Source organism: Mycobacterium sp. NGS58, assembly GCF_059812385.1.
Genome location: NZ_JCALCO010000019.1, coordinates 54,794 through 78,193, shown reverse-complemented (window position 1 = coordinate 78,193; position 23,400 = coordinate 54,794). Strand labels below are relative to the sequence as shown.

Annotated in this window: 15 protein-coding genes; 9 read left to right on the top strand and 6 right to left on the bottom strand. The window is 67.3% G+C overall.

Going from position 1 to position 23,400, the window contains the following annotated elements:
* Positions 1 to 36: 36 nt before the first annotated feature.
* From tap to AC5Y4H_RS18155, 4 genes are all read left to right on the top strand, one after another.
* Complete coding sequence (tap, locus tag AC5Y4H_RS18170; protein ID WP_499983733.1) at positions 37 to 1,302, top strand: multidrug efflux MFS transporter Tap; 1,266 nt, start codon at positions 37 to 39, stop codon at positions 1,300 to 1,302.
* A complete protein-coding gene (locus AC5Y4H_RS18165; RefSeq protein ID WP_499983730.1) occupies positions 1,299 to 2,666 on the top strand; it encodes an FAD-binding oxidoreductase in 1,368 nt (455 codons plus the stop codon). Before tap ends, AC5Y4H_RS18165 begins: the two co-directional genes overlap by 4 nt.
* Positions 2,667 to 2,747: 81 nt before the next feature.
* A complete protein-coding gene (locus AC5Y4H_RS18160; protein ID WP_499983727.1) occupies positions 2,748 to 3,989 on the top strand; it encodes a cytochrome P450 in 1,242 nt (413 codons plus the stop codon).
* A complete protein-coding gene (locus tag AC5Y4H_RS18155; RefSeq protein WP_499983725.1) occupies positions 3,989 to 4,564 on the top strand; it encodes a TetR/AcrR family transcriptional regulator in 576 nt (191 codons plus the stop codon). Before AC5Y4H_RS18160 ends, AC5Y4H_RS18155 begins: the two co-directional genes overlap by 1 nt.
* 192 nt (positions 4,565 to 4,756) lie before the next feature.
* On the opposite strand, the gene AC5Y4H_RS18150 is transcribed toward AC5Y4H_RS18155, so the two are convergent.
* Positions 4,757 to 5,896 carry an acyltransferase family protein gene (locus AC5Y4H_RS18150; RefSeq protein WP_499983724.1) on the bottom strand — a complete coding sequence of 380 codons (1,140 nt, stop codon included), beginning with the start codon at positions 5,894 to 5,896 and terminating at the stop codon, positions 4,757 to 4,759.
* Entirely contained in the window at positions 5,893 to 7,596 is a 1,704-nt protein-coding gene (locus tag AC5Y4H_RS18145) for a DEAD/DEAH box helicase (protein ID WP_499983721.1), read from the bottom strand. Before AC5Y4H_RS18145 ends, AC5Y4H_RS18150 begins: the two co-directional genes overlap by 4 nt.
* A 165-nt stretch (positions 7,597 to 7,761) precedes the next feature.
* Between AC5Y4H_RS18145 and AC5Y4H_RS18140 the strand changes: the two genes are divergently transcribed.
* Both AC5Y4H_RS18140 and AC5Y4H_RS18135 read left to right on the top strand, forming a co-directional pair.
* On the top strand, positions 7,762 to 8,355 hold the full coding sequence (locus AC5Y4H_RS18140) for an LppP/LprE family lipoprotein (protein WP_499983720.1): 594 nt from the start codon (positions 7,762 to 7,764) through the stop codon (positions 8,353 to 8,355).
* Positions 8,356 to 8,414: 59 nt separating this feature from the next.
* A complete protein-coding gene (locus AC5Y4H_RS18135) occupies positions 8,415 to 11,831 on the top strand; it encodes a TM0106 family RecB-like putative nuclease (RefSeq protein WP_499983718.1) in 3,417 nt (1,138 codons plus the stop codon).
* Between the two features lie 52 nt (positions 11,832 to 11,883).
* On the opposite strand, the gene AC5Y4H_RS18130 is transcribed toward AC5Y4H_RS18135, so the two are convergent.
* Together AC5Y4H_RS18130 and AC5Y4H_RS18125 are read right to left on the bottom strand one after the other, a co-directional pair.
* Positions 11,884 to 13,101, bottom strand: a complete 1,218-nt coding sequence (locus AC5Y4H_RS18130; protein ID WP_499983716.1) for an N-acetylmuramoyl-L-alanine amidase — start codon at positions 13,099 to 13,101, stop codon at positions 11,884 to 11,886.
* A gap of 233 nt (positions 13,102 to 13,334) precedes the next feature.
* On the bottom strand, positions 13,335 to 15,320 hold the full coding sequence (locus tag AC5Y4H_RS18125) for an MFS transporter (protein WP_499983715.1): 1,986 nt from the start codon (positions 15,318 to 15,320) through the stop codon (positions 13,335 to 13,337).
* Positions 15,321 to 15,589: 269 nt separating this feature from the next.
* Here AC5Y4H_RS18125 and AC5Y4H_RS18120 point away from each other — a divergent pair, with 269 nt between their 5' ends.
* The 3 genes from AC5Y4H_RS18120 (at position 15,590) to AC5Y4H_RS18110 (ending at position 21,268) form a co-directional block, all read left to right on the top strand.
* Positions 15,590 to 16,369 carry a hypothetical protein gene (locus AC5Y4H_RS18120; protein WP_499983712.1) on the top strand — a complete coding sequence of 260 codons (780 nt, stop codon included), beginning with the start codon at positions 15,590 to 15,592 and terminating at the stop codon, positions 16,367 to 16,369.
* Positions 16,370 to 16,626: 257 nt separating this feature from the next.
* On the top strand, positions 16,627 to 20,346 hold the full coding sequence (locus tag AC5Y4H_RS18115) for a multifunctional oxoglutarate decarboxylase/oxoglutarate dehydrogenase thiamine pyrophosphate-binding subunit/dihydrolipoyllysine-residue succinyltransferase subunit (protein WP_499983710.1): 3,720 nt from the start codon (positions 16,627 to 16,629) through the stop codon (positions 20,344 to 20,346).
* A 94-nt stretch (positions 20,347 to 20,440) separates the two neighbouring features.
* Positions 20,441 to 21,268 (top strand): SDR family NAD(P)-dependent oxidoreductase, encoded by an 828-nt coding sequence (locus AC5Y4H_RS18110; protein WP_499983709.1) that lies wholly within the window; start codon positions 20,441 to 20,443, stop codon positions 21,266 to 21,268.
* A gap of 2 nt (positions 21,269 to 21,270) precedes the next feature.
* Here AC5Y4H_RS18110 and AC5Y4H_RS18105 read toward each other — a convergent pair whose 3' ends face one another.
* Positions 21,271 to 22,140 (bottom strand): glycine betaine ABC transporter substrate-binding protein, encoded by an 870-nt coding sequence (locus tag AC5Y4H_RS18105; protein ID WP_499983708.1) that lies wholly within the window; start codon positions 22,138 to 22,140, stop codon positions 21,271 to 21,273.
* Entirely contained in the window at positions 22,137 to 23,339 is a 1,203-nt protein-coding gene (locus tag AC5Y4H_RS18100) for an NAD(P)-dependent malic enzyme (protein ID WP_499983706.1), read from the bottom strand. Before AC5Y4H_RS18100 ends, AC5Y4H_RS18105 begins: the two co-directional genes overlap by 4 nt.
* Positions 23,340 to 23,400: the final 61 nt, after the last annotated feature.

Genomic DNA, 23,400 nt, shown 5'->3' with positions numbered 1-23,400 from the left:
ATACCGCTTTGGCATACATTCAGCGGCGATATTCCCATGAAAAGCGGCGGCCCAGCATTTCTCATCCTGTTCGCCACGTTGATGGCGACGGCGGGTAGCGGCATCTCGATAGTCGCGTTTCCATGGCTGGCGCTGCAGCACCACAACAGCGCGCGCGACGCTGCGGCCGTGGCCTTGGCCATGACGCTGCCGCTGGTGCTGTCCACACTCGTCGCCGGTGCCGCGGTCGACTTCTTCGGGCGCCGCCATGTGTCGCTGATCTCCGATTCGCTGTCCGGGACGGCGGTGACAGCCGTGCCGCTGATCGCGTGGGGGCTCGGTGTGGACGCGCTCAACCTCGCGGTGCTGGCCGTCCTGGCCTTCTTTGCGGCCGCGTTCGACCCGGCCGGGACGACGGCGCGCGAGTCGATGCTGCCCGAGGCCGCCGCCCGCGCGGGGTGGTCGCTGGCCCGAACCAACAGCCTCTACGAGGCGATTCTCAACCTGGGGTTCATCGTGGGTCCTGGCATCGGCGGCCTGATGATCGCCACCGTAGGCGGCATCAACACGATGTGGCTGACGGCCGGACTGTTCGGGCTGTCCCTCCTGACGATCGGGTCGCTGCGACTCGAGGGCATCGGTAAGCCGGGGCGTGAGACCCGGCGCGGAGGCTGGATGGCCGGCATCGCCGAAGGGTTGCGCTTCGTCTGGAACATGCGGGTGCTCCGGACGCTGGGCCTGATCGACCTCGCCGTCACCGCGCTTTACCTGCCGATGGAAAGCGTGCTGTTTCCGAAGTACTTCTCCGACCACCACCAACCCGCGCAACTCGGGTGGGCGTTGATGGCGATCGGGTTCGGCGGCGTAGCGGGGGCGCTCGGCTATGCCGCGCTGTCGAAACGTCTCTCACGGCGCACGGCCGTGCTGACGGCGACCCTCACCTTCGGGGCGGCGACCGTCGGCGTCGCGTTCCTGCCGCCGTTGCCGGTGATCCTGGTGCTGTGCGCGGTCACCGGCGTGGTCTACGGACCGATCCAGCCGATCTACAACTACATGATGCAGACGCGGGCCCCGTCGCGGATGCGCGGCCGAGTGGTCGGGGTGATGACCGGATTGACCTACGCGGCGGGCCCGTTGGGCTTGATGGTGGCCGGTCCGCTGACCGACGCGGCCGGGCTGAAGGTGACGTTCCTGGTGCTGGCGATACCGATCCTGTTGATCGGCCTCGTCGCCTGCCGGCTGCCGTCGCTGCACGAACTGGACCGGCCGCCGGAGTTCGCGGAAGACCCGGGCCCGTCGGGCGGGCTTAGTATCGGGCCGTGAGCTCTGACGCCCTGGCCAGCCTGATCGCCAACCTGCCCGATGGGATGGTCGTCACTGACCCAACGGTGACCGAGGGCTATCGCCAGGACCGCGCCTTCGACCCTTCGGCCGGCAAGCCGCTGGCCGTGGTGCGGCCGCGGCGCACCGAAGAGGTGCAGACCGTGCTGCGCTGGGCCGCCACCCACCGGGTGCCCGTCGTGACGCGCGGCGCCGGCAGCGGCCTGTCCGGCGGGGCGACCGCACTGGATGACGGGATCGTGCTTTCCACCGAGAAGATGCGCGACATCGCCATCGACCCGGTGACCCGCACTGCGGTGTGCCAGCCCGGGCTGTTCAACGCTGAGGTGAAGAAGGCCGCCGCCGAGCACGGCCTGTGGTATCCACCGGATCCGTCGTCGTTCGAGATCTGCAGCATCGGCGGCAATATCGCCACCAACGCGGGCGGGCTGTGCTGCGTGAAGTACGGCGTCACCACCGATTACGTGCTGGGCATGCAAGTGGTGCTGGCCGACGGCACCGCGGTGAGGCTGGGCGGACCGCGGTTGAAAGACGTCGCGGGCCTTTCGCTGACGAAGCTCTTCGTCGGCAGCGAGGGCACGCTGGGCGTCGTCACGGAAGTGACGCTGCGGCTGGTGCCCAAGCAGAACGCGTCCAGCATCGTGGTGGCCAGCTTCGCGACCGTCGAGGACGCGGTCGAGGCAGTGCTCGGAGTCACCGGGAAGCTTCGGCCCTCGATGCTGGAATTCATGGACTCGGTGGCGATCAACGCCGTCGAGGACAGCCTGCGCATGGATCTGGACCGCGGGGCGGCCGCCATGTTGGTGGCCGGGTCGGACGAGCGCGGCCGCGCCGGCAGCGAGGACGCCGAAATCATGGCCGAGGTCTTCGCGGAACACGCTGCGACGGAGGTGTTTTCGACCGACGATCCCGATGAGGGCGAGGCGTTCGTCGTCGCACGGCGGTTTTGCATCCCGGCCGTCGAGGCCAAGGGATCGTTGCTGCTCGAGGATGTCGGGGTGCCGCTCCCGGCGCTGGGCAAGCTGGTGACCGGGATCGCGCGCATCGCCGCGGAACGTGACCTGATGATCTCGGTGATCGCGCACGCCGGTGACGGCAACACCCACCCGCTGATCGTCTACGACCCCGCCGACGCCGACATGACCGAACGCGCCCACCTGGCGTTCGGCGAGATCATGGACCTGGCCGTCGGGCTGGGCGGCACGATCACCGGGGAACACGGCGTCGGCCGGTTGAAGCGTCCCTGGCTGGCCGGGTATCTGGGTCCCGACGTGATGGACCTCAACCGGCGCATCAAGCAGGCGCTGGATCCGCAGGGGATCCTCAACCCCGGATCGGGTATCTAGCTGCGCGGCCGGGCGCCCGGCTGGCCGGGGCGGGCGTCGAAGGTGGTTGACATATTGCTGGAACTGTCGTACGAATGAGACATGGCTGCCGTTGTGTCTCACGAAGCCCCGGTTAAGTTCCAGCTCGCCACCGCCGACACGTGGCCGAATCCGTGGCCGATGTACCGCGCTCTACGCGATCACGATCCGGTGCACCACGTCATTCCGGCGAAGCACCCCGAGGATGACTACTACGTGCTCTCCCGGCACGCCGACGTGTGGGCCGCGGCCCGCGATCACGAAACCTATTCCTCGGCACATGGATTGACCGTCAACTACGGTGACCTGGAAATGATTGGGCTGCAGGACAATCCACCATTTGTTATGCAGGACCCTCCGGTGCACACGCAGTTCCGCAAGCTGGTGTCGCGCGGCTTCACCCCGCGACAGGTCGAGGCGGTGCAGCCCAAGGTCCGGGAGTTCGTCGTGGAGCGCATCGAGGGGTTGCGCTCGGCTGGCGGCGGCGACATCGTCGCGGAGTTGTTCAAACCGCTGCCGTCGATGGTGGTCGCCCACTATCTCGGTGTCCCGGAAGAGGATTGGGCCCAGTTCGACGGCTGGACCCAGGCGATCGTCGCGGCCAACACCGTCGAGGGCGGGGTCGCGGGCGCGCTGGAAACCGTCGGCGACGCGGTCGGGTCGATGATGGCCTACTTCACCGCGCTGATCGAGCGGCGCCGGACCGAACCCGAGGACGACACCATCTCGCACCTGGTGGCCGCCGGGGTGGGCGCCGACGGGGACATCGCCGGCACGCTGTCGATCCTGGCGTTCACGTTCACCATGGTCACCGGCGGCAACGACACCGTCACCGGCATGCTCGGCGGCTCGATGCCGCTGTTGCACCAACGGCCCGACCAACGTCGGCTGCTGGTGGACGCCCCGGGCCGCATTCCCGACGCGGTCGAGGAACTGCTGCGGATGACCTCACCGGTGCAGGGACTGGCCCGCACGACGACCCGGGACGTGACGGTCGGCGAGACAACCATCCCGGCCGGGCGCCGGGTGTTGCTGCTGTACGGTTCGGCCAATCGTGATGAACGCCAATACGGTTCGGATGCAGGCGAACTCGACCTTACCCGTTGCCCACGCAACATCCTGACGTTCAGCCACGGCGCACACCATTGCCTGGGCGCCGCCGCGGCCCGGATGCAGTCCTGCGTTGCGCTGACCGAACTGATGGCGCGCTGCCCGGACTTCGACGTGGACGAATCCGGCATCGTCTGGGCCGGCGGCAGTTACGTCCGCCGTCCGCTGTCGGTGCCCATCCGGGTGAGATTCTGATGCCCGACTGGCTGAGCACGCACCGCATTGAAGCGGCCGCCGACCGGATCCTGGACGCCGCCGAGCGGCTGTACACGCAGCGCGACTCGGACTCGATCGGCATGAACGAAATCGCCCGCGCGGCAGGCTGTTCCCGCGCAACGCTGTACCGGTACTTCGAGAACCGCGAGGCGCTGCGCACCGCCTACATCCACCGCGAAACCCACCGGCTGGGCCGCGAAATCATCGCGCGCACCGGCGATATCGAGGACCCACGCGAGCGGCTGGTCGCGAGCATCCTCGTCACGTTGGGCATGGTTCGCGAAAGCCCCGCGCTGGCGTTCTGGTTCGCCACCACCCGACCACCGGTGGGTGGCGAACTGGCCGGGCAGTCCGACGTGATCGCGGCCCTGGCGGTGGCATTCCTACGCTCGCTGGGACCCGACGACCCCGCCGTGGTCGAACGCCGGGCCCGCTGGACGGTGCGGGTGATCGTCTCGCTGCTGACTTACCCGGGCCGCGACGAAGACGACGAGCGGGCGATGATCGAAGAGTTCGTCGTCCCGATCGTCACGCCGGTCGCTGCGCGCGGTTAAGCCAACGACGGGCGCTTTCCAATCACTGTGGAAAGGCCCGCCTCCAAGCGACAACCTGTTTCCGCTGGTCTCGCGCGCTAACGCGGATGTCGCTGTGAGGCGGGCACATTGCCTGTCTACCGCGCGAAGAGAACTCCGGGACCGCTGGGTGCGCGGCGGTGCCCGGCTGCGCGTCCGACCGGGGGCGCCGCCTCAATCCCGGACGCGGGTGAACCGGTGCAGTAGCCACGCAAGCGGGATCGTCACCGCCAGCGTCGCGACGTACAGGTACAGCATCGAACCGGTGTAGACCCGCGCGCCCACGATGTAGTCCATCGCGAATTCCATAGTGATCAGGTGGATCAGGAAGATCTCGTAGGAGATCTCCCCCAGCCACACCATCGGGCGGCTGGCCAGTATCTGGGAATACCAGCCGTGGTCGCCCAGGGCCAGCGGTGCCACCGCGAGTGCGGCGACGACGGCATAGAAACACGTTTTGAACAGCGCCTCGCTCAGCGTCGCCGGGGAGGTCGTGGGTGCGCCGGCAATGGGCGTAGAGACGATGAAATAACAGATTACGGCCAGCGGTATCGCCACGAACCCGTAGGCACGCACTCCCATCTCCTGCAACACCGTCAGCATCATCCCGGCAAGGAACCACGCCAGATAGGTGGGCAGCCACAGCCGTGCGCCGTCCGGGAACCAGTGATCGGTGTGCACCAGGACCAGCCAGGCCGGGCTGATCAAAGCCATTCCCGCCAGGGCACCCAGCACGCGTTTCGGCTGCCACTGGCGCCGGCAGATCACCGCCAGCAGCAGGTATGCGAGCAGCGGCAGCACGACGTAGTACGAGCCCTCCACCGCAAGGCTCCACATCTGGGTCAGCCCCTGGTGCAGGTACTTACCCAGGTAGCCGTTGCAGTAGATCTGCGTCAGCGTCAGGTTGCGCGCCAGCCCCAGCCAGCTGTGTCCGGGGTTCGGCCCGGCATCGCGGTAGTGGTAGAGCACATAGGCGAACAACACGGTGATCACGTAGGCGGGCATGATGCGCCGAACCCGGTGCCACGCATAGCGACTGAGGGACGGCGGTGTGCCGTTACCGGCCGCCGTCTTCACCCACGGGCGAAACAGCAGGTAGCCGGAGAGCACGAAAAAGATCGGCACGCCGATCTCCATCCGAGAACCGACCAGGCCCCAATACCCGTGCGTGTATTTGCCGGTGGTGTAGGCCGCGTGGGTGCCGACGACGAGGAGCGCCGCGACCGCGCGAATCCCGGTCAGCGAGGCGATCCGGTCGACGCGAGAGGTCTGCTCGAGGCCGCCCTGGGCGTCTTGCTCTTCGGACAGCGTCATCCGCCGTGTTTCCTACGCGGCTTGCCACCGTCTCTGCCGCGGGGTTTGGTGCTGGACGAGCGCTCCGGCTGGAGGTTGATCAAAACCCCCGAGATCCGCGTGTGCTCAAGCCGTTTCAACGTCGACTTGCCCAATTTGGCCGGCAGCTCCACCAGCGAGAAATCCGGCCCGATCGCGATGTGGCCGAAATCGCTGCGATGCAGCCCTCCCTCGTTCGCGATGGCGCCGACGATCGCGCCCGGGCCGATCTTGTGCCGCTTGCCCACCGCGATGCGATAGGTGGCCAATGGGCGTGCATCCCTCGGCCTCTCGGGACGGTCACGCCGTTCGGTGCGCCGCTCACGGCGCTCCGGCGGCGGTTCGGGCGACATCAGGAATTCGTCGCCGTCCCGGGATTGCAATGCCAGCGCGGCGGCGATGTCGGCCATCGGGGTGTCGTGCTCGCGTTCGTAGTCCTGGACCAACTTGCGGAAGAGGTCGATTCCGGGCGAACCGAGCGCGGTGGTGATGGAATCGGCGAACTTGGCCACCCGCTGCGCGTTGACATCCTCGACGGTGGGCAACGCGGTTTCGGTGAGCGTTTGGCGCGTGGCCTTTTCGATGGCCCTGAGCAGGTGGCGCTCGCGCGGGGAGACGAACAGCAGCGCGGTTCCCGAACGACCTGCCCGACCGGTACGCCCGATCCGGTGCACGTACGACTCGGTGTCGTGCGGAATGTCGTAGTTGACTACGTGCGATATCCGCTCGACGTCGAGCCCGCGCGCGGCCACGTCGGTGGCGACCAGGATGTCGACGCTGCCGTCCTTCAGTGCGGCGACGGTGCGCTCGCGCTGGCCCTGCGGTATGTCTCCGTTGATGGCGGCCGCGGAAAAACCCCGGGCCCTCAACTTTTCCGCGACTTCCTCGGTGGCCTGTTTTGTCCTGACGAAGACGATCATCGCCTCGAACGGCTCGACCTCCAGGACCCGAGTCAGGGCGTCCATCTTGCGTGGGCCGGCGACCTGGATGTAGCGCTGCGAAATGTTCTCGGCGGTAGCGGTTTTGGCTTTAGTGCTGACCTCGAGCGGATCGTGCAGGTACTTGGTGGTGATCTTGCGGATCGCCGGCGGCATGGTCGCGGAGAACAACGCCACCTGTTTGTATTCCGGGGTTTCGGAGAGTATGCGATCCACTTCTTCGGCGAATCCCATGGTGAGCATCTCGTCGGCTTCGTCGAGCACCAGGTAGTCGACGTGGGACAGGTCCAGTGTCCCGCGCTCGAGGTGGTCGATGACGCGGCCCGGGGTGCCGACCACCACGTGGGCGCCGCGGCGCAGCCCGGCCAGCTGCACGCTGTAGGAGGAGCCGCCGTAGATCGGCAGCACGTTGATCTTGGGCAGGTGGGCCCCGTACCTGCTGAATGCCTCGGCCACCTGCAGCGCCAGTTCCCGCGTGGGGGCAAGCACCAGCGCCTGCGTGGCGGTGCTGGTGACGTCGATCTTGGACAGGATGGGGATCGCGAACGCGGCGGTCTTGCCGGTGCCCGTCTGGGCCAGCCCGACGACATCGGAGCCCGCCATCAGCGCCGGGATGGTCGCCGCCTGAATGCCGGTGGGCGACTCGTAGCCGACGTCAGCGATCGCCCGCAAGACCGAGGGATTGATCTGCAGGTCGGCAAACGTCGTTGAGGCAGCTTCAGTGGAGCTGTCCGAGGGGGTCATCGTCCAAGGAGTCTAGTGGTGATCGCGAGCTCAACGGAGTTGAGCGCTGCGGGTCACCACCAGCAGGGCCCCGTGGTGATCGCGAGCTCAACGGAGTTGAGCGCTGCGGGTGATCGTCGGCACACCCGGCCTGCCTGCCACAGTCCCGGTCCCGTTGAAGGTACGGTGCCCGATGTGTGGTCGTCGCCGTGTCGTACCGAGCCACTGACCGGCTCGGCCGCTGTCGCCCTAATCGCCCTCACCATGACCGGCTGCGGTTCGGGGGACTCCACCGCCGCCAAGACGCCCCAGGCCAGGACCACTTCGGAGGTCGCGTCGATCACGGCTCCGGCCACGGTCCCCGCGGCCGCGCCGCCCGGCAACGCCCCGCCGGCCGATCCCTGCGCCGTCAACCTGGCCTCGCCCACCATCGCGAAAGTGGTCTCCGAGCTGCCGCGCGACCCGCGCAGCCAGCAGCCCTGGAACCCCGAGCCGCTGGCCGGCAATTACAACCAGTGCGCGCAGCTATCCGCGATCATCATCAAGGCCAACACCAACGCGGTGAGTCCGACCACCCGCGCGGTGCTGTTCCACCTCGGCCAGTTCATCCCGCAGGGCGTGCCCGACACGTATGGATTCAACGGCGTTGACGCGGCGCAGACGACGGGCGACACCGTGGCGCTGACCTATCCCGGCGGAATCAACGGCTTGAACACCGACGTGAGATTCCACTGGAACGGCAACGCGGTCGAACTCATCGGCAACACCCCCGCCCACTAATCCGGGGCGCGCCCGCGCGGGGCGCTCACCTGTCGGAGCGCTGACCTACAGTGGCAGCAGTGTTGGTCTCCGGCGACAGCATCGTCTACAGCGCATCGGATCTTGCCGCCGCGGCGCGCTGCGAATTCGCGCTCCTGCGAGATTTCGATGCAAAGCTGGGCCGCGGGCCCGCTGCCGTCACCGTCGAGGACGAACTCCTCGCGCGGACTTTCGAGCTCGGTAGCGAACACGAGCGACGCGAACTCGCCTCGCTGCGTGACCGGTTCGGGCAGGCCGTCGCGATCATCGGCCGCCCGGCCTACACGCCCGCCGGCCTAGCGGCGGCCGCCGAAGCCACCCGGCGGGCCGTCGCCAGCCAGGCGCCCGTGGTGTATCAAGCCGCCATGTTCGACGGCCGCTTCGTCGGTTTCGCCGACTTCCTGGTGCGCGACGGCGAGCGGTACCGAGTCGTGGACACCAAGCTGGCCCGCTCTGCCAAGGTGACCGCGCTGTTGCAGCTGGCCGCCTACGCCGACGCGCTGGCCGCCTCGGGTGTCCCGGTCGCGCCGGAGGCCGAGCTGCGCCTGGGCGATGGAACCGTGGTGCGGCACCGGGTTCGCGACCTGATCCCGGTGTACCGCTCGCAGCGAGCCCGCCTGCAACGCCTGCTCGATGAGCACCGCGCGGGTGGCGCGGCGGTCCGCTGGGACGACGAGGGCGTTGCCGCCTGCTTTCGCTGCCCGCTGTGCCTCGAGCAGTTGCGGGCGGTCGACGACGTGCTGCTGGTGGCCGGTATGCGAGTAAGCCAGCGCGACAAGCTCATTGACGCCGGCATCAGCACCGTCGCCGACCTGGCCGACCTTCGCGAACCCGTGCCCGGCCTGGCGGCCAGCGTGCTGAACAAACTCGCCGTCCAGGCCGAACTGCAAGTGCGCCAACGTGAAACCGACGTTCCGCAAGTCGAGGTCATCGACCCGCAGCCGCTGACCCTGCTACCCGAGCCCGACCCCGGCGACCTGTTCTTCGACTTCGAAGGCGACCCGCTGTGGACCGCCGATGGACGCGAGTGGGGCCTGGAATATCTGTTCGGCGTAATGGAAGCCGGGCCGACGGGCAAGTTTCGCCCGCTGTGGGCGCACAACCGGGCCGACGAACGCAAGGCGCTGATCGACTTTCTGGCGCTGGTGGCCAGACACCGCAAGCGCCCCCCCAACATGCACATCTACCACTACGCGCCCTACGAGAAGACGGCCTTGTTGCGACTCGCCGGGCGCTACGGTGTGGGCGAGGACGAAGTCGACGAACTGCTGCGCAGCGGTACGCTGGTCGACCTTTACCCGTTGGTGCGCAGGAGCATTCGCGTGGGTGCGGAGTCATTCAGCCTCAAGGCGCTGGAGCCGCTCTACATGGGAGCTCAACTGCGGGTGGGTGACGTCACCACGGCCACCGCGTCGATCACCTCCTACGCAAGGTACTGCGAACTCCAGGCGGACCGCCGCGGCGACGAGGCCGCCTCCGTGCTCAAGGAGATCGAGGACTACAACCATTACGACTGCCGGTCGACTCAGGAACTGCGGAACTGGCTGATGTTGCGCGCCTACGAGTCCGGCGTGGTGCCGATCGGTGCCCAGGCCGTGGCCGACGGCAACACCGTCGATGACCGCGACCAGCTGGCGGTGACACTGTCGACGTTCGCCGGAGCCGCCGGCGTCGACGACCGCACTCCGGACCAGACGGCGGTGGCACTGCTGGCGGCGGCCCGCGGCTACCACCGGCGCGAGGATAAACCCTTCTGGTGGGCGCACTTCGACCGGCTGAACTTTCCCATCGACGAGTGGGCGGATAACACCGATGTGTTCGTCGCCGAGCACGCGTCGGTCAGCGTCGACTGGCACACGCCCCCACGCGCGCGCAAACCGCAGCGGCGGCTGCAGCTGCGCGGCGAGCTGGCGCGCGGCGACTTGAAGAGCGATGTCTTCGCGCTCTACCACCCACCGGCTCCGCCCGGCATGACCGACAGCCCGGACCGGCGGGCGGCCGGGCGGGCATCGGTGGTCGAGGCCGACGATCCTGCGGTCCCCACCGAAGTGGTGGTAGTCGAACGAGTTGGCAGCGACGGCAAGACTTTTCACCAGTTGCCGTTCGCCCTGACACCGGGGCCGCCCATCCCGACGACCGCCCTGCGGGAGTCGATAGAGGCGACCGCGACCGGGGTGGCTCCCGGATTGCCGCAACTGCCCCGCAGCGCCATCGTCGACGTGTTGCTGCGGGGCACGCCCCGCACCCGGGGCGGCACTCCCCTCCCGCGTAACGACGACATCGTCGCCGACATCACCGCCGCGCTGCTGGAACTCGATTCGTCATACCTGGCGGTGCACGGTCCGCCCGGCACCGGCAAGACGCACACCGCCGCCCGCGTGATTCACGACCTGGTCACCCAACACGGCTGGCGGGTGGGTGTGGTCGCGCAGTCGCACGCCACCGTGGAGAACGTGCTGGACTGTGTGATCGACGCCGGTCTGGATCCCCAACGGATCGCGAAGAAGCGCAACGACCACCGGGCCCCGCGGTGGCGGGAGATCGACGGCGGCGCCTATGCCGCGTTCCTCGCCGAAGCACCGGGATGTGTGATCGGCGGAACGGCATGGGATTTCGCCAACGCCAACCGGATACCGCCGGGAAGCCTGGATCTTCTGGTGATCGACGAAGCGGGTCAATTCTGTCTGGCCAACACCATCGCTGTGGCCCCGGCTGCCGCAAACCTGCTGCTGCTCGGTGACCCCCAGCAGCTGCCGCAAGTCAGCCAGGGCACTCATCCGGAGCCGGTGGACGCCTCCGCGCTGGAGTGGCTGGTCGACGGTCAGCGCACGCTGCCCGACGAACGCGGCTACTTCCTGGACCTGTCATACCGCATGCATCCGGCGGTCTGCGAAGCGGTATCGGCGCTCTCCTACGAGGACAGACTGCATTCCCACGAGTGCACAGCCGCCCGCCGCCTCGACGGCTATCAGCCTGGCGTGCAACTGTTTTCGGTTCAACACCAAGGTAATTCGACCGAAAGCCCCGAGGAGGCCGACGCGATCATCGCCGAGATCAACCAGTTGCTCGGCGCCTCGTGGACCGACGAATACGGCACCCGCGACTTGGCCGCCGCCGATGTATTGGTGCTGGCACCCTACAACGCCCAGGTGGCGCTGCTACGTCACCGGTTGACCGCCGCGGGGCTCGCGGGAGTTCGGGTCGGCACGGTCGACAAGTTCCAGGGCGCACAGGCACCGGTGGTATTCATCTCGATGACAGTGTCGTCCATGGACGTGGTGCCCCGGGGAATCTCTTTCCTGCTCAACAGGAATCGACTCAACGTCGCGGTAAGTCGAGCTCAGTACGCGGCCGTGATCGTGCGCTCCCCGTCGCTGACGGAGTATCTGCCCGCCACACCCGAGGGCCTGATCGACCTGGGCGCCTTCCTGGCGCTCACGCAGCCCGATCTGCGGTGACCGGCAACCGGTTACGAAAACCAAGAGGAATGTGGCCCGCGGGATCTTCGCATCAAACTCGATTGCGCATCGGTGAAAAGCGTTCAACCTGCACGGGCGGGCCATCTGCTGAAGGCGGCGGTACGACGGCAGCAACACCGTTGATCACGGTAACGACCGTCCCGCTCCGACGCTCAATGTTCAGGGTGCCATGTTGAAAATTCTGGACGACCCACTCCGGCTCCTGGATTTCGGTGCTGGTCGGCAGCCCCAGAGCGCTATGTTCGTAGCCCAGGGTGCCCCACGCGGCATAGATGGTGCCAGTCACGGGCTGCGCCCCGGTGGTCGGCGACCAGTACATTGCCCCTTTCTCGAAGATGACGTAGCGCGTCGCTTCCGCCCCGGTCGATTCCGACGACTTTGGTGCGCCCAAGACGCTCTTCATGCCGCCCATCGCCTGCCACCGGTCATAGATCGCACTACCTTGCAGCGACTGCGCCAGATCGTCGGCGCTGGGGCGTTTGTTGAATCGCGCAGCAATGTCACGAATCTGGTTCATCAAAGGGAATCCAAGGTTGCCGGGACAATCGGTATCGCCGACGTCGCGGTGAGCGAAAATGCACGGCAAGCCCACGGGGGTGCCTTGAGGGAAACGGGTGTAGGGGCCCCCCTCCGATGTCAACGCGACGCTGTCCTGCGGATCGACGCCGTCGAGGGCCAGACGCCACCCGAGCAGGCGTCCCACGGTGTGCAGTTGAACCGGCGTGGGCGCCACCGCGTCGAAGTCTCCGATCATGCACACCGCCCACGTGTTGCGGTTGAACCCTCCAGTGTGAGTGCCCAGAACCGCTCTGGTCATCCCGCCGAAGCGGCCTTCGAATACCTGACCGTACTTGTCGACCAAGGCGTTGTACGCGATGTCCGACCAGCCCAGAGTGCGGGTATGGTACTCGTAGATCGACCGCACCGTTGCCGCCGAATCTTGCTGCGCGTATTCATTTACACCGGCGGTGTGGTGCACGACGGCTGCCTTGATTCCGTTGTCGTAGATCGGCGCTCGGCTGCGAATCGACTCGTCGGCGCCCCACCCGGCCCGGGTGACGATAGTGAGGTCCCGCCCCGGCGCTCCGACCGCCGAAACCAAGGACGTATCGGCTGCCGCACTCGAGGGTTGGACCAGACCTGATGCGGCGGTGCCGATAGTCAGCATAATCGGCGCCGCCGCAGCGTATTTGAGCACATCACGGCGCGAGAGAGGCGGTGTCGCACTGCACCCGCACCGATCACGCACGGCGCCACGATAGCTCGCGGTCGCGCTATTCCTCGCGCGACCCGCCGGAGCTCAATGTGGTTGTAGAGGACGGGTTCATAGCGCTAGGCGCTCCCAGTCGACCAGTGCACCGAAAGACAAGCTAAGTGCCCGAAGCGATCAGCGAGCGGACCGGACGCATCGGTTGCGGTGTTGATTGCCTAAGACGCTGCGGCACAGTGGTTTCGTACCTGCGCTCTGACACAAATCGACTGCTAGCCGGTTGACGAGTGCCGGCCCGAACCGGTGGGATCGTCGTCCGGATCGGAACGGTGATGCTGACCCCGCCGGGATTCGCCCTCGGGGAATCCCGGTACCGCCGAGCCGTTGTGCGGGCGGCGCGGCGGCCGGGTGAGGCGATCGCCGGGCGGGAAAGATTTAGGCGGGCGCCGCACCGCCACCTGGCGAAGGCCTCTGCCGCTGTCTACATGAGACCCGTTGTGGGCGTGCCCGATTGGTTGGACCTGCGCGGCCGCGCCGCGCCGCGGCATTCCGGCGGACGCCGGACGCGGGCGTTCGACCGCCGGCCGGGGCGGCTCGGGATCGCTTTCCCCGCGGGCGTCAGGCTCGCGGACCAGGACGAATTCCACGTAGTGGTCATCGTCGTAGTCGTCGTCGACGACGTCGTCGTCAGGACCGAGTGGATCGTCGCTTCCCCTGCCATCGCCCTTGCCCGACCACGGCGCGAAGCCCACCAGAAACAGTGCGGCGATGATCCCGAACAGCGCGATAAACGCCGGCAGCAATACCGATTGCGACATCGCGGCCGCGAATGGTTCGCGCAGGAACTCGGGTAACTGCAAGGTGAGCGCCTGCCCACCGGCGGCCCCGCCGGACGGCTGGGGCGGCATCTCATCGGTTATCCGCCATGTCATGAACGCGGCCATGCTGGCGCTGCCGAGCACAGCGCCGAGCTGGCGCACCGAGTTGTATACCGCCGAGCCTGCGCCAGCCAGCTGCGGCGGCAGGTTACGCGTAGCGGTGGCGGTCAGCGGCGACCACACGAACGCCATCCCGACGCCCATCGCGAAGAACGGCAACACCAACCGCCAGATCGGTGTCGTCGGTGACATCTCGAAGGTGAGCCAGGTCAGCGCGATCGCCAGCACCGAGAACCCGAAGCCGAGCACGGGCTGCGGATGGTATTTGTCGACGATCCTGCCGACGAAGGGCGCGAAGACGCCGTTGGCGATCGCCATCGGCGCGATCAGCAGCGCCGAGCGCGTCGGCGACAGCCCGCACACGGCCTGCGCGTAGAACGTCAGCGGCAGCATCATTGCCGTCGCGGTGAACGAGATGATGGCGACCCCGACGTTGCACAGGCTGAAATCTCGGTCGCCGAAGATCATCAACGGAATCAGCGGCTCGTGCGCGTTCAGCGACTGCCAGAATGCGAAGGCCGTCATCAATCCGACGCCGGCGACGATCAACGCCCAGATCCAGGGCTGCCAATGCGCGGCCTGCCCCTGTTGCAGCCCGAACACGATCAGGAAGATGCCGACGCCGGACAGCACGACCCCGATCACGTCGAAGCGGTGTGACTGGGTGGGCAGCACCGGAATCAGCCAATACGCCAGGACCAGGCCGATGACGCCGATGGGGACGTTGACGAAGAAGATCCACTGCCATCCCAGCCCGTCGACCAGGACACCACCCGCCAGGGGGCCCACCAGGCTGGCGACACCGGCGGTGGCACCCCACAGGCTCACCGCGACGCCGCGCCGCTCCGACGGGAAGATCCGGGTGATGGTCGACAAGGTCTGCGGGGTGAGCAGCCCCGCCCCGACGCCCTGCACCACACGCGCCGCGATGAGCATGGCGGCGCTGCCAGCCAAGCCGCACCACACCGAGGACGCGGTGAACACGACCAGGCCGATCAAATAGAGGTTCTTGGGGCCGAACCGGTCACCCAGGCGCCCGGCCACCAGCAACACGACCGCATACCCCAGCAGGTAGGCGCTGGTCACCCAGACCACGGTGTCGTAGCCGATGCGCAAGCCGGCCATGATGGTCGGATTGGCGATGGCGACGATGGTCGAGTCGACCATGATCATGAAGAAGCCGATCATCATCGCCCAGAGCGGGTTCCAAGGGTTCTGCGACTGCGGTGAGCTTCGGGTGAGAAAATCCCAGCGGTTGGCGGCCCGGGTCGGCGCCGGTCCCGCGCGCCCCCCGGGCGTGCGGGGCGTAGCCGTCGTCATCGACCCCACCTCGCTTCGCTTTCGCTCCCGACGATGCTGTTCAGCCCCGGTTAGTCGACCGGTTCAACCCACGCAGGTCATACACGACGCGCGCCGCGGTAACCAGCATGAGGGCCGGCAAACGACACCGACCGCCGCAGACATCCAGCCTGCATTATTCCCGGTGAGGCAATAGGCCGGCAGCCTAGGACCCGGCCAGCGTGCGTAACGCGTCAGGATTTGCCCCGGGCGCGTTAGCCTGGGGGAACGCCGTTTGCAGGAGAGAGAGTATGCGGGCTCGACGGAAAAGGTCGCCGAACCGGTTCTTCACCATGTCCAACCCGGGACAGCAGCCGACCGTGGACAACGGTCGACCCAAGATGTCCACGCGGGCATTGGCGCAGGTCATCGAGAGGAGCTCGTGGGTGCAGGGCCCGGCCGCCGAGGCCTATGTGACCCGACTGCGCAATGCGAACCCGAATGCCGGCCCGGCGGAGATCCTGGCCAAACTGCAGAAGCGGTACCTGGCGATCGTGACGGCCGGCGGCGTTGCCGTGGGGGCCGCCGCGACCGTCCCCGGCATCGGCACGATCAGCGCCCTGTCCGCGGCGGCCGCGGAGACGGTGACGTTCCTGGAGGCCACCGCGTTCCTCGTGTTGGCGGTGGCGGTGGTCTATGACATCCCGGCCGATCACCGGGAACGCCGCCGCGCGCTGGTGCTGGCGGTCCTGGCCGGCGACAACAGCGAGCACGCCGTCGCGCAGCTGATCGGTCCGCGCCGCACCAACGGCGGCTGGATTTCCGAGAGCCTGGCCGCGGTGCCCCTGTCGTCGATGTCGAAGCTGAACTCACGGCTGCTCAAGTCGTGGGTCCGAAAGTACACCGTGCGGCGGGGCGCCCTGTTGTTCGGCAAACTGCTGCCGGTCGGCATCGGGGTCGTGGTCGGCGCCATCGGCAACTACCTCGCCGGCAAGAAGATGATCCGTAACGCCAACCGGGCGTTCGGCGTCCCGCCCGCGCGCTGGCCCCGCGCGCTGCACCTGGTGCCTCCGATCCACGAAGCCGGCTAGTGGCGATCGCAGGCGCGGCCGCGGCGATCGCAAGCGCGGCGTAGCCGGGCGCAGCGGGTCGCCACCATGGGGACCGCCTCGGTGCTCCTCGTGTCCCCCGGTCAACCTGGCGGATCGGCGGCGAAAGGTTAGCCTTTATAGGGCGGAACAATGGGTATCGCCATCGGTGTGAGGTGTTCGGTCGTCCGGGACCGACAAGTGAGCAGGCGCCGCGGGAATGCGCGTGCGGAACAGAAGGATTGAGGCGAACTGCGGTCGTGAGCAACATAAGTTCACCATTCGGGCAAAACGAATGGCTGGTCGAGGAGATGTACCGCAAGTTCCGCGATGACCCCTCGTCAGTCGATCCGAGCTGGCACGAGTTCCTGGTCGACTACAACCCGGAGCCCGCAGGCGAACCCACGCAGGTAGCCCCGACCAGCGGTGATGGGCCGCCAGCCGCCCCCGCGGCGCCGGCGAAACCGGCTCCGGCAGCCCCACAGACCACCGAGGCCGCCAAGCCCGCGGCGCCCGCCAGTGCCGCCGCCGGCAATGGGGTCGCGCCGCGACCGGCCAAAACCCCCACTCCCCCGCCGGCGGAAGGCGACGAGCTGCAGACGCTGCGCGGCGCCGCGGCGGCCGTCGTCAAAAACATGTCGGCGTCGCTGGACGTGCCCACGGCGACCAGCGTCCGCGCCGTCCCGGCCAAGCTGATGATCGACAACCGGATCGTCATCAACAACCAGCTCAAGCGCACCCGCGGCGGCAAGATCTCGTTCACCCACCTGCTGGGCTATGCGCTGGTGCAGGCGATCAAGAAGTTCCCGAACATGAATCGGCACTACGCCGAGGTCGACGGTAAGCCCACCGCGGTGACGCCGGCGCACACCAACCTCGGCCTGGCCATCGACCTGCAAGGCAAAGACGGCAGGCGTTCCCTGGTGGTCGCCGGGATCAAGGGCTGCGAAACCATGCGGTTCGCGCAGTTCGTCACCGCCTATGAAGACATCGTCCGGCGCGCCCGCGACGGCAAGCTGACCGCGGAAGACTTTGCCGGAGTGACGATTTCGCTCACCAACCCCGGAACCATCGGCACCGTGCACTCCGTGCCCCGGCTGATGGCCGGCCAGGGCGCCATCATCGGGGTCGGCGCGATGGAATACCCGGCCGAGTTCCAGGGCGCAAGCGAGGAGCGCATCGCAGAGCTGGGCATCGGCAAGCTGATCACCTTGACCTCGACCTACGACCACCGCATCATCCAGGGCGCCGAATCCGGCGACTTCCTGCGCACCATCCACGAGATGCTGCTGTCGGACGCCTTCTGGGACGAGATCTTCCGCGAGCTGGGCAACCCGTACCTGCCGGTGCGGTGGAGCACCGACAACCCGGACTCGATCGTCGACAAGAACGCCCGGGTGATGGAGTTGATCGCGGCCTACCGCAATCGCGGTCACCTGATGGCCGACATCGACCCGCTGCGATTGGACGGCAGCCGGTTCCGCAGCCACCCCGATCTGGAGATCCTCAACCACGGCCTGACGTTGTGGGATCTCGACCGGGTGTTCAAAGTCAACGGCTTCGCCGGTTGCGAGTACAAGAAGCTGCGGGACGTGCTGGGCCTGCTGCGCGATGCCTACTGCCGCCACATCGGCGTGGAGTACACCCACATTCTCGAACCCTCACAACAGGAATGGCTGCAGCAGCGCGTCGAGACCAAGCACGTCAAACCGACGGTGGCCGAGCAGAAGTTCATCCTGAGCAAGCTGAACGCGGCCGAGGCCTTCGAGACCTTCCTTCAGACCAAATACGTTGGCCAGAAACGCTTTTCACTGGAGGGTGCAGAAAGCATCATTCCGATGATGGACGCGGCGATCGACCAGTGCGCCGAGCACGGACTCGACGAGGTGGTCATCGGCATGCCGCACCGCGGCCGGCTCAACGTGCTGGCCAACATCGTCGGCAAGCCCTATTCGCAGATCTTCAGCGAGTTCGAGGGCAACCTCAACCCGGCACAGGCGCACGGCTCGGGAGACGTCAAGTATCACCTGGGCGCCACCGGCGTGTACCTACAAATGTTCGGCGACAACGACATTCAGGTGTCGCTGACCGCCAACCCCTCGCACCTGGAGGCCGTTGACCCGGTGCTGGAGGGTCTGGTGCGCGCCAAGCAGGACCTGCTGGACCACGGCGCCGAGGACCAAGGGGACGAGAAGGCCTTCTCGGTGGTCCCGATGATGCTGCACGGCGACGCCGCGTTCGCCGGTCAGGGCGTGGTCGCCGAAACCCTGAACATGACGCACCTGCCCGGCTACCGGGTCGGCGGCACGATCCATATCATCGCCAACAACCAGATCGGCTTCACCACCGCGCCGGAGTACTCGCGGTCCAGTGAGTACTGCACCGACGTCGCGAAGATGATCGGGGCGCCGATCTTCCACGTCAACGGCGACGACCCGGAAGCGTGCGCGTGGGTGGCCAAGCTGGCCGTCGACTTCCGGCAGGAGTTCAAGAAGGACGTCGTCATCGACATGCTGTGCTACCGCAAGCGCGGGCACAACGAGGGCGACGACCCGTCGATGACCAACCCCGCGATGTACGACGTCGTCGACATCAAGCGCGGCGTCCGCAAGAGCTACACCGAAGCCCTGATCGGCCGCGGTGACATCTCGATGAAAGAGGCCGAGGACGCGCTACGCGACTACCAGGGCCAGCTGGAGCGGGTGTTCAACGAGGTCCGCGAGCTCGAGAAACACGGCGCGCTACCGAGCGAATCGGTCGAGGCCGACCAGATGCTGCCGGCGGGCCTGGCCACCGCGGTGGACAAGGCGCTGCTGGCCCGCATCGGTGACTCCTTCCTGGCGACACCGGACGGCTTCACCGCCCACCCGCGGGTGCAGCCGGTGCTGGAGAAGCGGCGCGAGATGGCCTACGAGGGCAAGATCGACTGGGCCTTCGGCGAACTGCTGGCGCTCGGCTCGCTGGTGGCCGAGGGCAAGCTGGTGCGGCTGTCGGGTCAAGACACCAAGCGCGGCACCTTCTCCCAGCGGCACTCGGTGATCATCGACCGCAACACCGGCCAAGAGTTCACGCCCCTGCAGCTGCTGGCGACGAACGCCGACGGCACCCCCACCGGGGGCAAGTTCCTGGTGTACGACTCACCGCTGTCGGAGTACGCCGCCGTCGGCTTCGAGTACGGCTACACGGTGGGCAACCCGGACGCTCTGGTGCTGTGGGAGGCGCAGTTCGGTGACTTCGTCAACGGCGCGCAGTCGATCATCGACGAGTTCATCAGCTCCGGTGAGGCCAAGTGGGGCCAGCTGTCCAACGTCGTTTTGCTGTTGCCGCACGGCCACGAGGGCCAAGGTCCCGACCACACCTCGGGCCGCATCGAGCGCTTCCTGCAGTTGTGGGCGGAGGGTTCGATGACGATCGCGGTGCCCTCGACGCCGTCCAACTACTTCCACTTGTTGCGGCGCCACGCCCTCGACGGCGTGCAGCGGCCGCTGATCGTGTTCACACCGAAGTCGATGCTGCGCAACAAGGCGGCGGTCAGCGACGTCCGGGACTTCACCGAGATCAAATTCCGCTCGGTGCTTGAAGAGCCGACCTACGAGGAAGGTATCGGTGATCGCAGCAAGGTCACCCGGATCCTGTTGACCAGCGGCAAGCTCTACTACGAGTTGGTGGCCCGCAAGGCCAAGGACAACCGCGAGGACGTGGCGATCGTGCGGATCGAGCAGCTTGCCCCGCTGCCCAAGCGCCGGCTGGCGGAAACGCTGGACCGCTACCCGAGCGTCGACCAGTACTTCTGGGTGCAGGAGGAGCCGGCCAACCAGGGTGCGTGGCCCCGCTTCGGGCTCGAGCTGCCAGAGTTGTTGCCCGACAAGCTGACCGGGATCAAGCGGATCTCGCGCCGGGCGATGTCGGCCCCGTCATCGGGCTCGTCGAAGGTGCACGCGGTCGAGCAGCAGGAGATCATCGACACGGCCTTCGGCTGACCGGCGCGACCGCGGGATCTGCGACCCCGCGGCAATCGGGGACCGCCGCTACCGGCTAGCCTCGACGCAAACGTGCCGATAAGGAAGGGTGCTCATGCAAGGGTTCGCCGGCAAGGTCGCGGTGGTGACGGGCGCGGGTTCAGGTATCGGGCAGGCGCTGGCCGTGGAGCTGGCCCGCTCCGGCGCCAAAGTGGCCATCAGCGATGTCGACCTGGAGGGCCTGGGCCACACCGAAGAACAGCTCAAGGCGATCGGCGCGTCGTTCAAGTCCGATCGCCTCGATGTGACCGAGCGGGAGGCCTTTTTGGCCTACGCCGACGCCGTCAGAGAGCACTTCGGCAAGGTCAACCAGATCTACAACAACGCAGGCATCGCCTTCACCGGCGACGTCGAAGTCAGTCAGTTCAAGGACATCGAACGGGTGATGGACGTCGACTTCTGGGGTGTCGTCAACGGCACCAAGGCACTCCTGCCGCACCTGATCGCCTCCGGCGACGGGCACGTCGTCAACGTGTCCAGCGTGTTCGGGCTCTTCTCGGTGCCCGGGCAGGCGGCCTACAACTCGGCCAAGTTCGCCGTGCGGGGCTTCACGGAGGCGCTGCGGCAGGAGATGGCGGCGGCCGGGCACCCGGTGGCGGTGACCACGGTGCACCCGGGCGGCATCAAGACCGCGATCGCGCGCAACGCGACGGCCGCCGAGGGACTCGACCCCGAACAGCTCGCCAAGCTGTTCGACAAGCGGCTCGCCCGGACCAGCCCCCACCGCGCCGCCACGATCATCCTGGACGCGGTCCGCAAGAAGAAGGCCCGGGTCCTGGTCGGCACGGACGCCAAACTTCTCGACGTGATGGTCCGGGTGGCGGGCCCGTATTACCAGCAGCTCTTCGGCCCGGTCATGGGCCGGTTGATGCCGAAAGTCTGAGGTCAGCGGCCGAGCGGATGCTCGGCCAGCCAGCCGCCCGCCACCGCCTGCGGGTCGGCACCAGTGCTCAGTTGCCGGCGCATCTCAACCAGGGCCGCGGTATCCAGCACACCGGCCACTTCGTTGATCGCCAGCAACTGGCGATCGCTGAGCGCATTGCGGCGATAGAGCGGCACCACATTCTCGGCACGGATCAGTGCGGGTTGGCCATCGGCCAGCGCGACCAAGTCGCCGGGAACGCCGGGGTCGGTCGAGGTGGTCCACCCCGCGGTCAGCTGCCCGGACCGAATTGCGGCGAACATTGCTACGCCATCAGGAAATTCGCGCGGCTGAGCGAGCCGGCAGGAGCCGACCGTCGACGGTTCCTGATGTCCGGCGACGGTCCCGACAACGAGGTCGTCGCAGTGGCGGGGCAGCGTGCTCAAGTCCGCACTGACGTCACTACCGCCCCACGCCTTGGCGGTGGGCTGACTGACCAGCAACACGGGTTTGTCTTCAGCGGCCGTCGTGTAGTCGCCCGCCACCACTCCCTCGGGCAGCGCCGCGATCATTGCGCGGTAGACATCTTTGTCCGACATCGCCGTCGCGCCGGGCTGCAAAGCTTGCAACGTGCGGCCGGTGAAGGCGGGGACGACGGTGAACGCTCCGGAATCCAATTGCGGTTTCGGGTCGGGCGCAGTCGCCGCACGCGCACCGAATCCGTATGACCGGAGGGCGGCGACGTAGACGCCGGCCAGCAGCGCCGAGTCGGCGTCAGCCCGGGATCCGACCACCACTTCGGCACTGGCCCGGGGGTCGCCGGCGCCGGGAGCACAGCCGGCCACTGCGAGCGCGGCGGCGAGCAGCGGCGCCGCCAGTCTGCCGATTCTCACACCCCGGAAGTGCCTGAGGCGTCCGTGGCCAGTGCCACCGCCTTGGCGACCGCCTCCCCGACCCGGGTGTCCAGGGGGCTGGGGACGATCCGGTCGAGTGCGAGGTCGTCGCTGGCGACGGAGAAAATCGCCTCGGCCGCGGCGACCATCATCTTTTCGGTGATCCGGCGCGCTCCCGCCTCCAGCGCCCCGCGGAAAACCCCGGGGAAGGCAAGCACGTTGTTGATCTGATTCGGGAAATCGCTACGGCCGGTGGCCACCACCGCGGCGTATTTGGCCGCGATCTGCGGGTGAATCTCCGGATCGGGGTTGGACAGAGCGAACACGATCCCGCTGGGGGCCATGGTGGCGATCATCTCCTCGGGCACCACGCCCCCTGACAACCCGAGGAAGACGTCGGCGCCGCGGATGGCCTCGGCCAGGCTGCCGGTCAGGCCGGCGGGATTGGTGCGCCGCGCCAGAGCCACCTTGACGTCGTTCATGTCGTCGCGACCGGTGTGCAGAACCCCGCGCGAGTCGAGCACGGTGATATCCGAAACACCCATCGCCATAAGGAGATTGGTGCATGCGACACCGGCCGCACCGGCTCCGGACACCACCACCTTCAGTGACGTCATGTCGCGACCGAGCACCTTGCTGGCACCCATGAGCGCGGAGAGCACCACGATCGCCGTGCCGTGCTGGTCGTCGTGCATCACCGGGCAGTCCAGCGCCTCGATGAGGCGACGCTCGATCTCGAAACAACGCGGGGCCGCGATGTCCTCGAGGTTGACGGCGCCGAACGTCGGGCGCATGCGCACCAGGGTTTCCACGATCGCGTCGGGATCCTTGGTGTCCAGCACGATGGGGATTGCGTTCAGCCCGCCGTACGCCTGAAAGAGCGCGCACTTGCCTTCCATCACCGGCAGCGATGCCGACGGTCCGATGTCGCCGAGGCCCAGGACGGCGCTCCCGTCGCTGACCACGGCCACCAACCGGTTCGCCCAGGTGTACCGGGCAGCCTGGGCCTGGTCGGCGGCGATCGCTCGGCTGACCTGTGCCACGCCGGGGGTATAGGCGATCGACAACGCGCGTTGGGTGTCCAGCGGGGAGGTGAGGCCTACCGAGAGCTTGCCGCCTACGTGTGCCTCGAAGATCTCGGCGTCGGTGATGACGCCGTCCACGGCTTGCGTCTGTATCGATTCAAGCAATTCGGACACGCGCTTCAGCGTACTGACTACCCATTAGTAGGCCTAATTGGTGAGGTAGGTCTCACCAGGC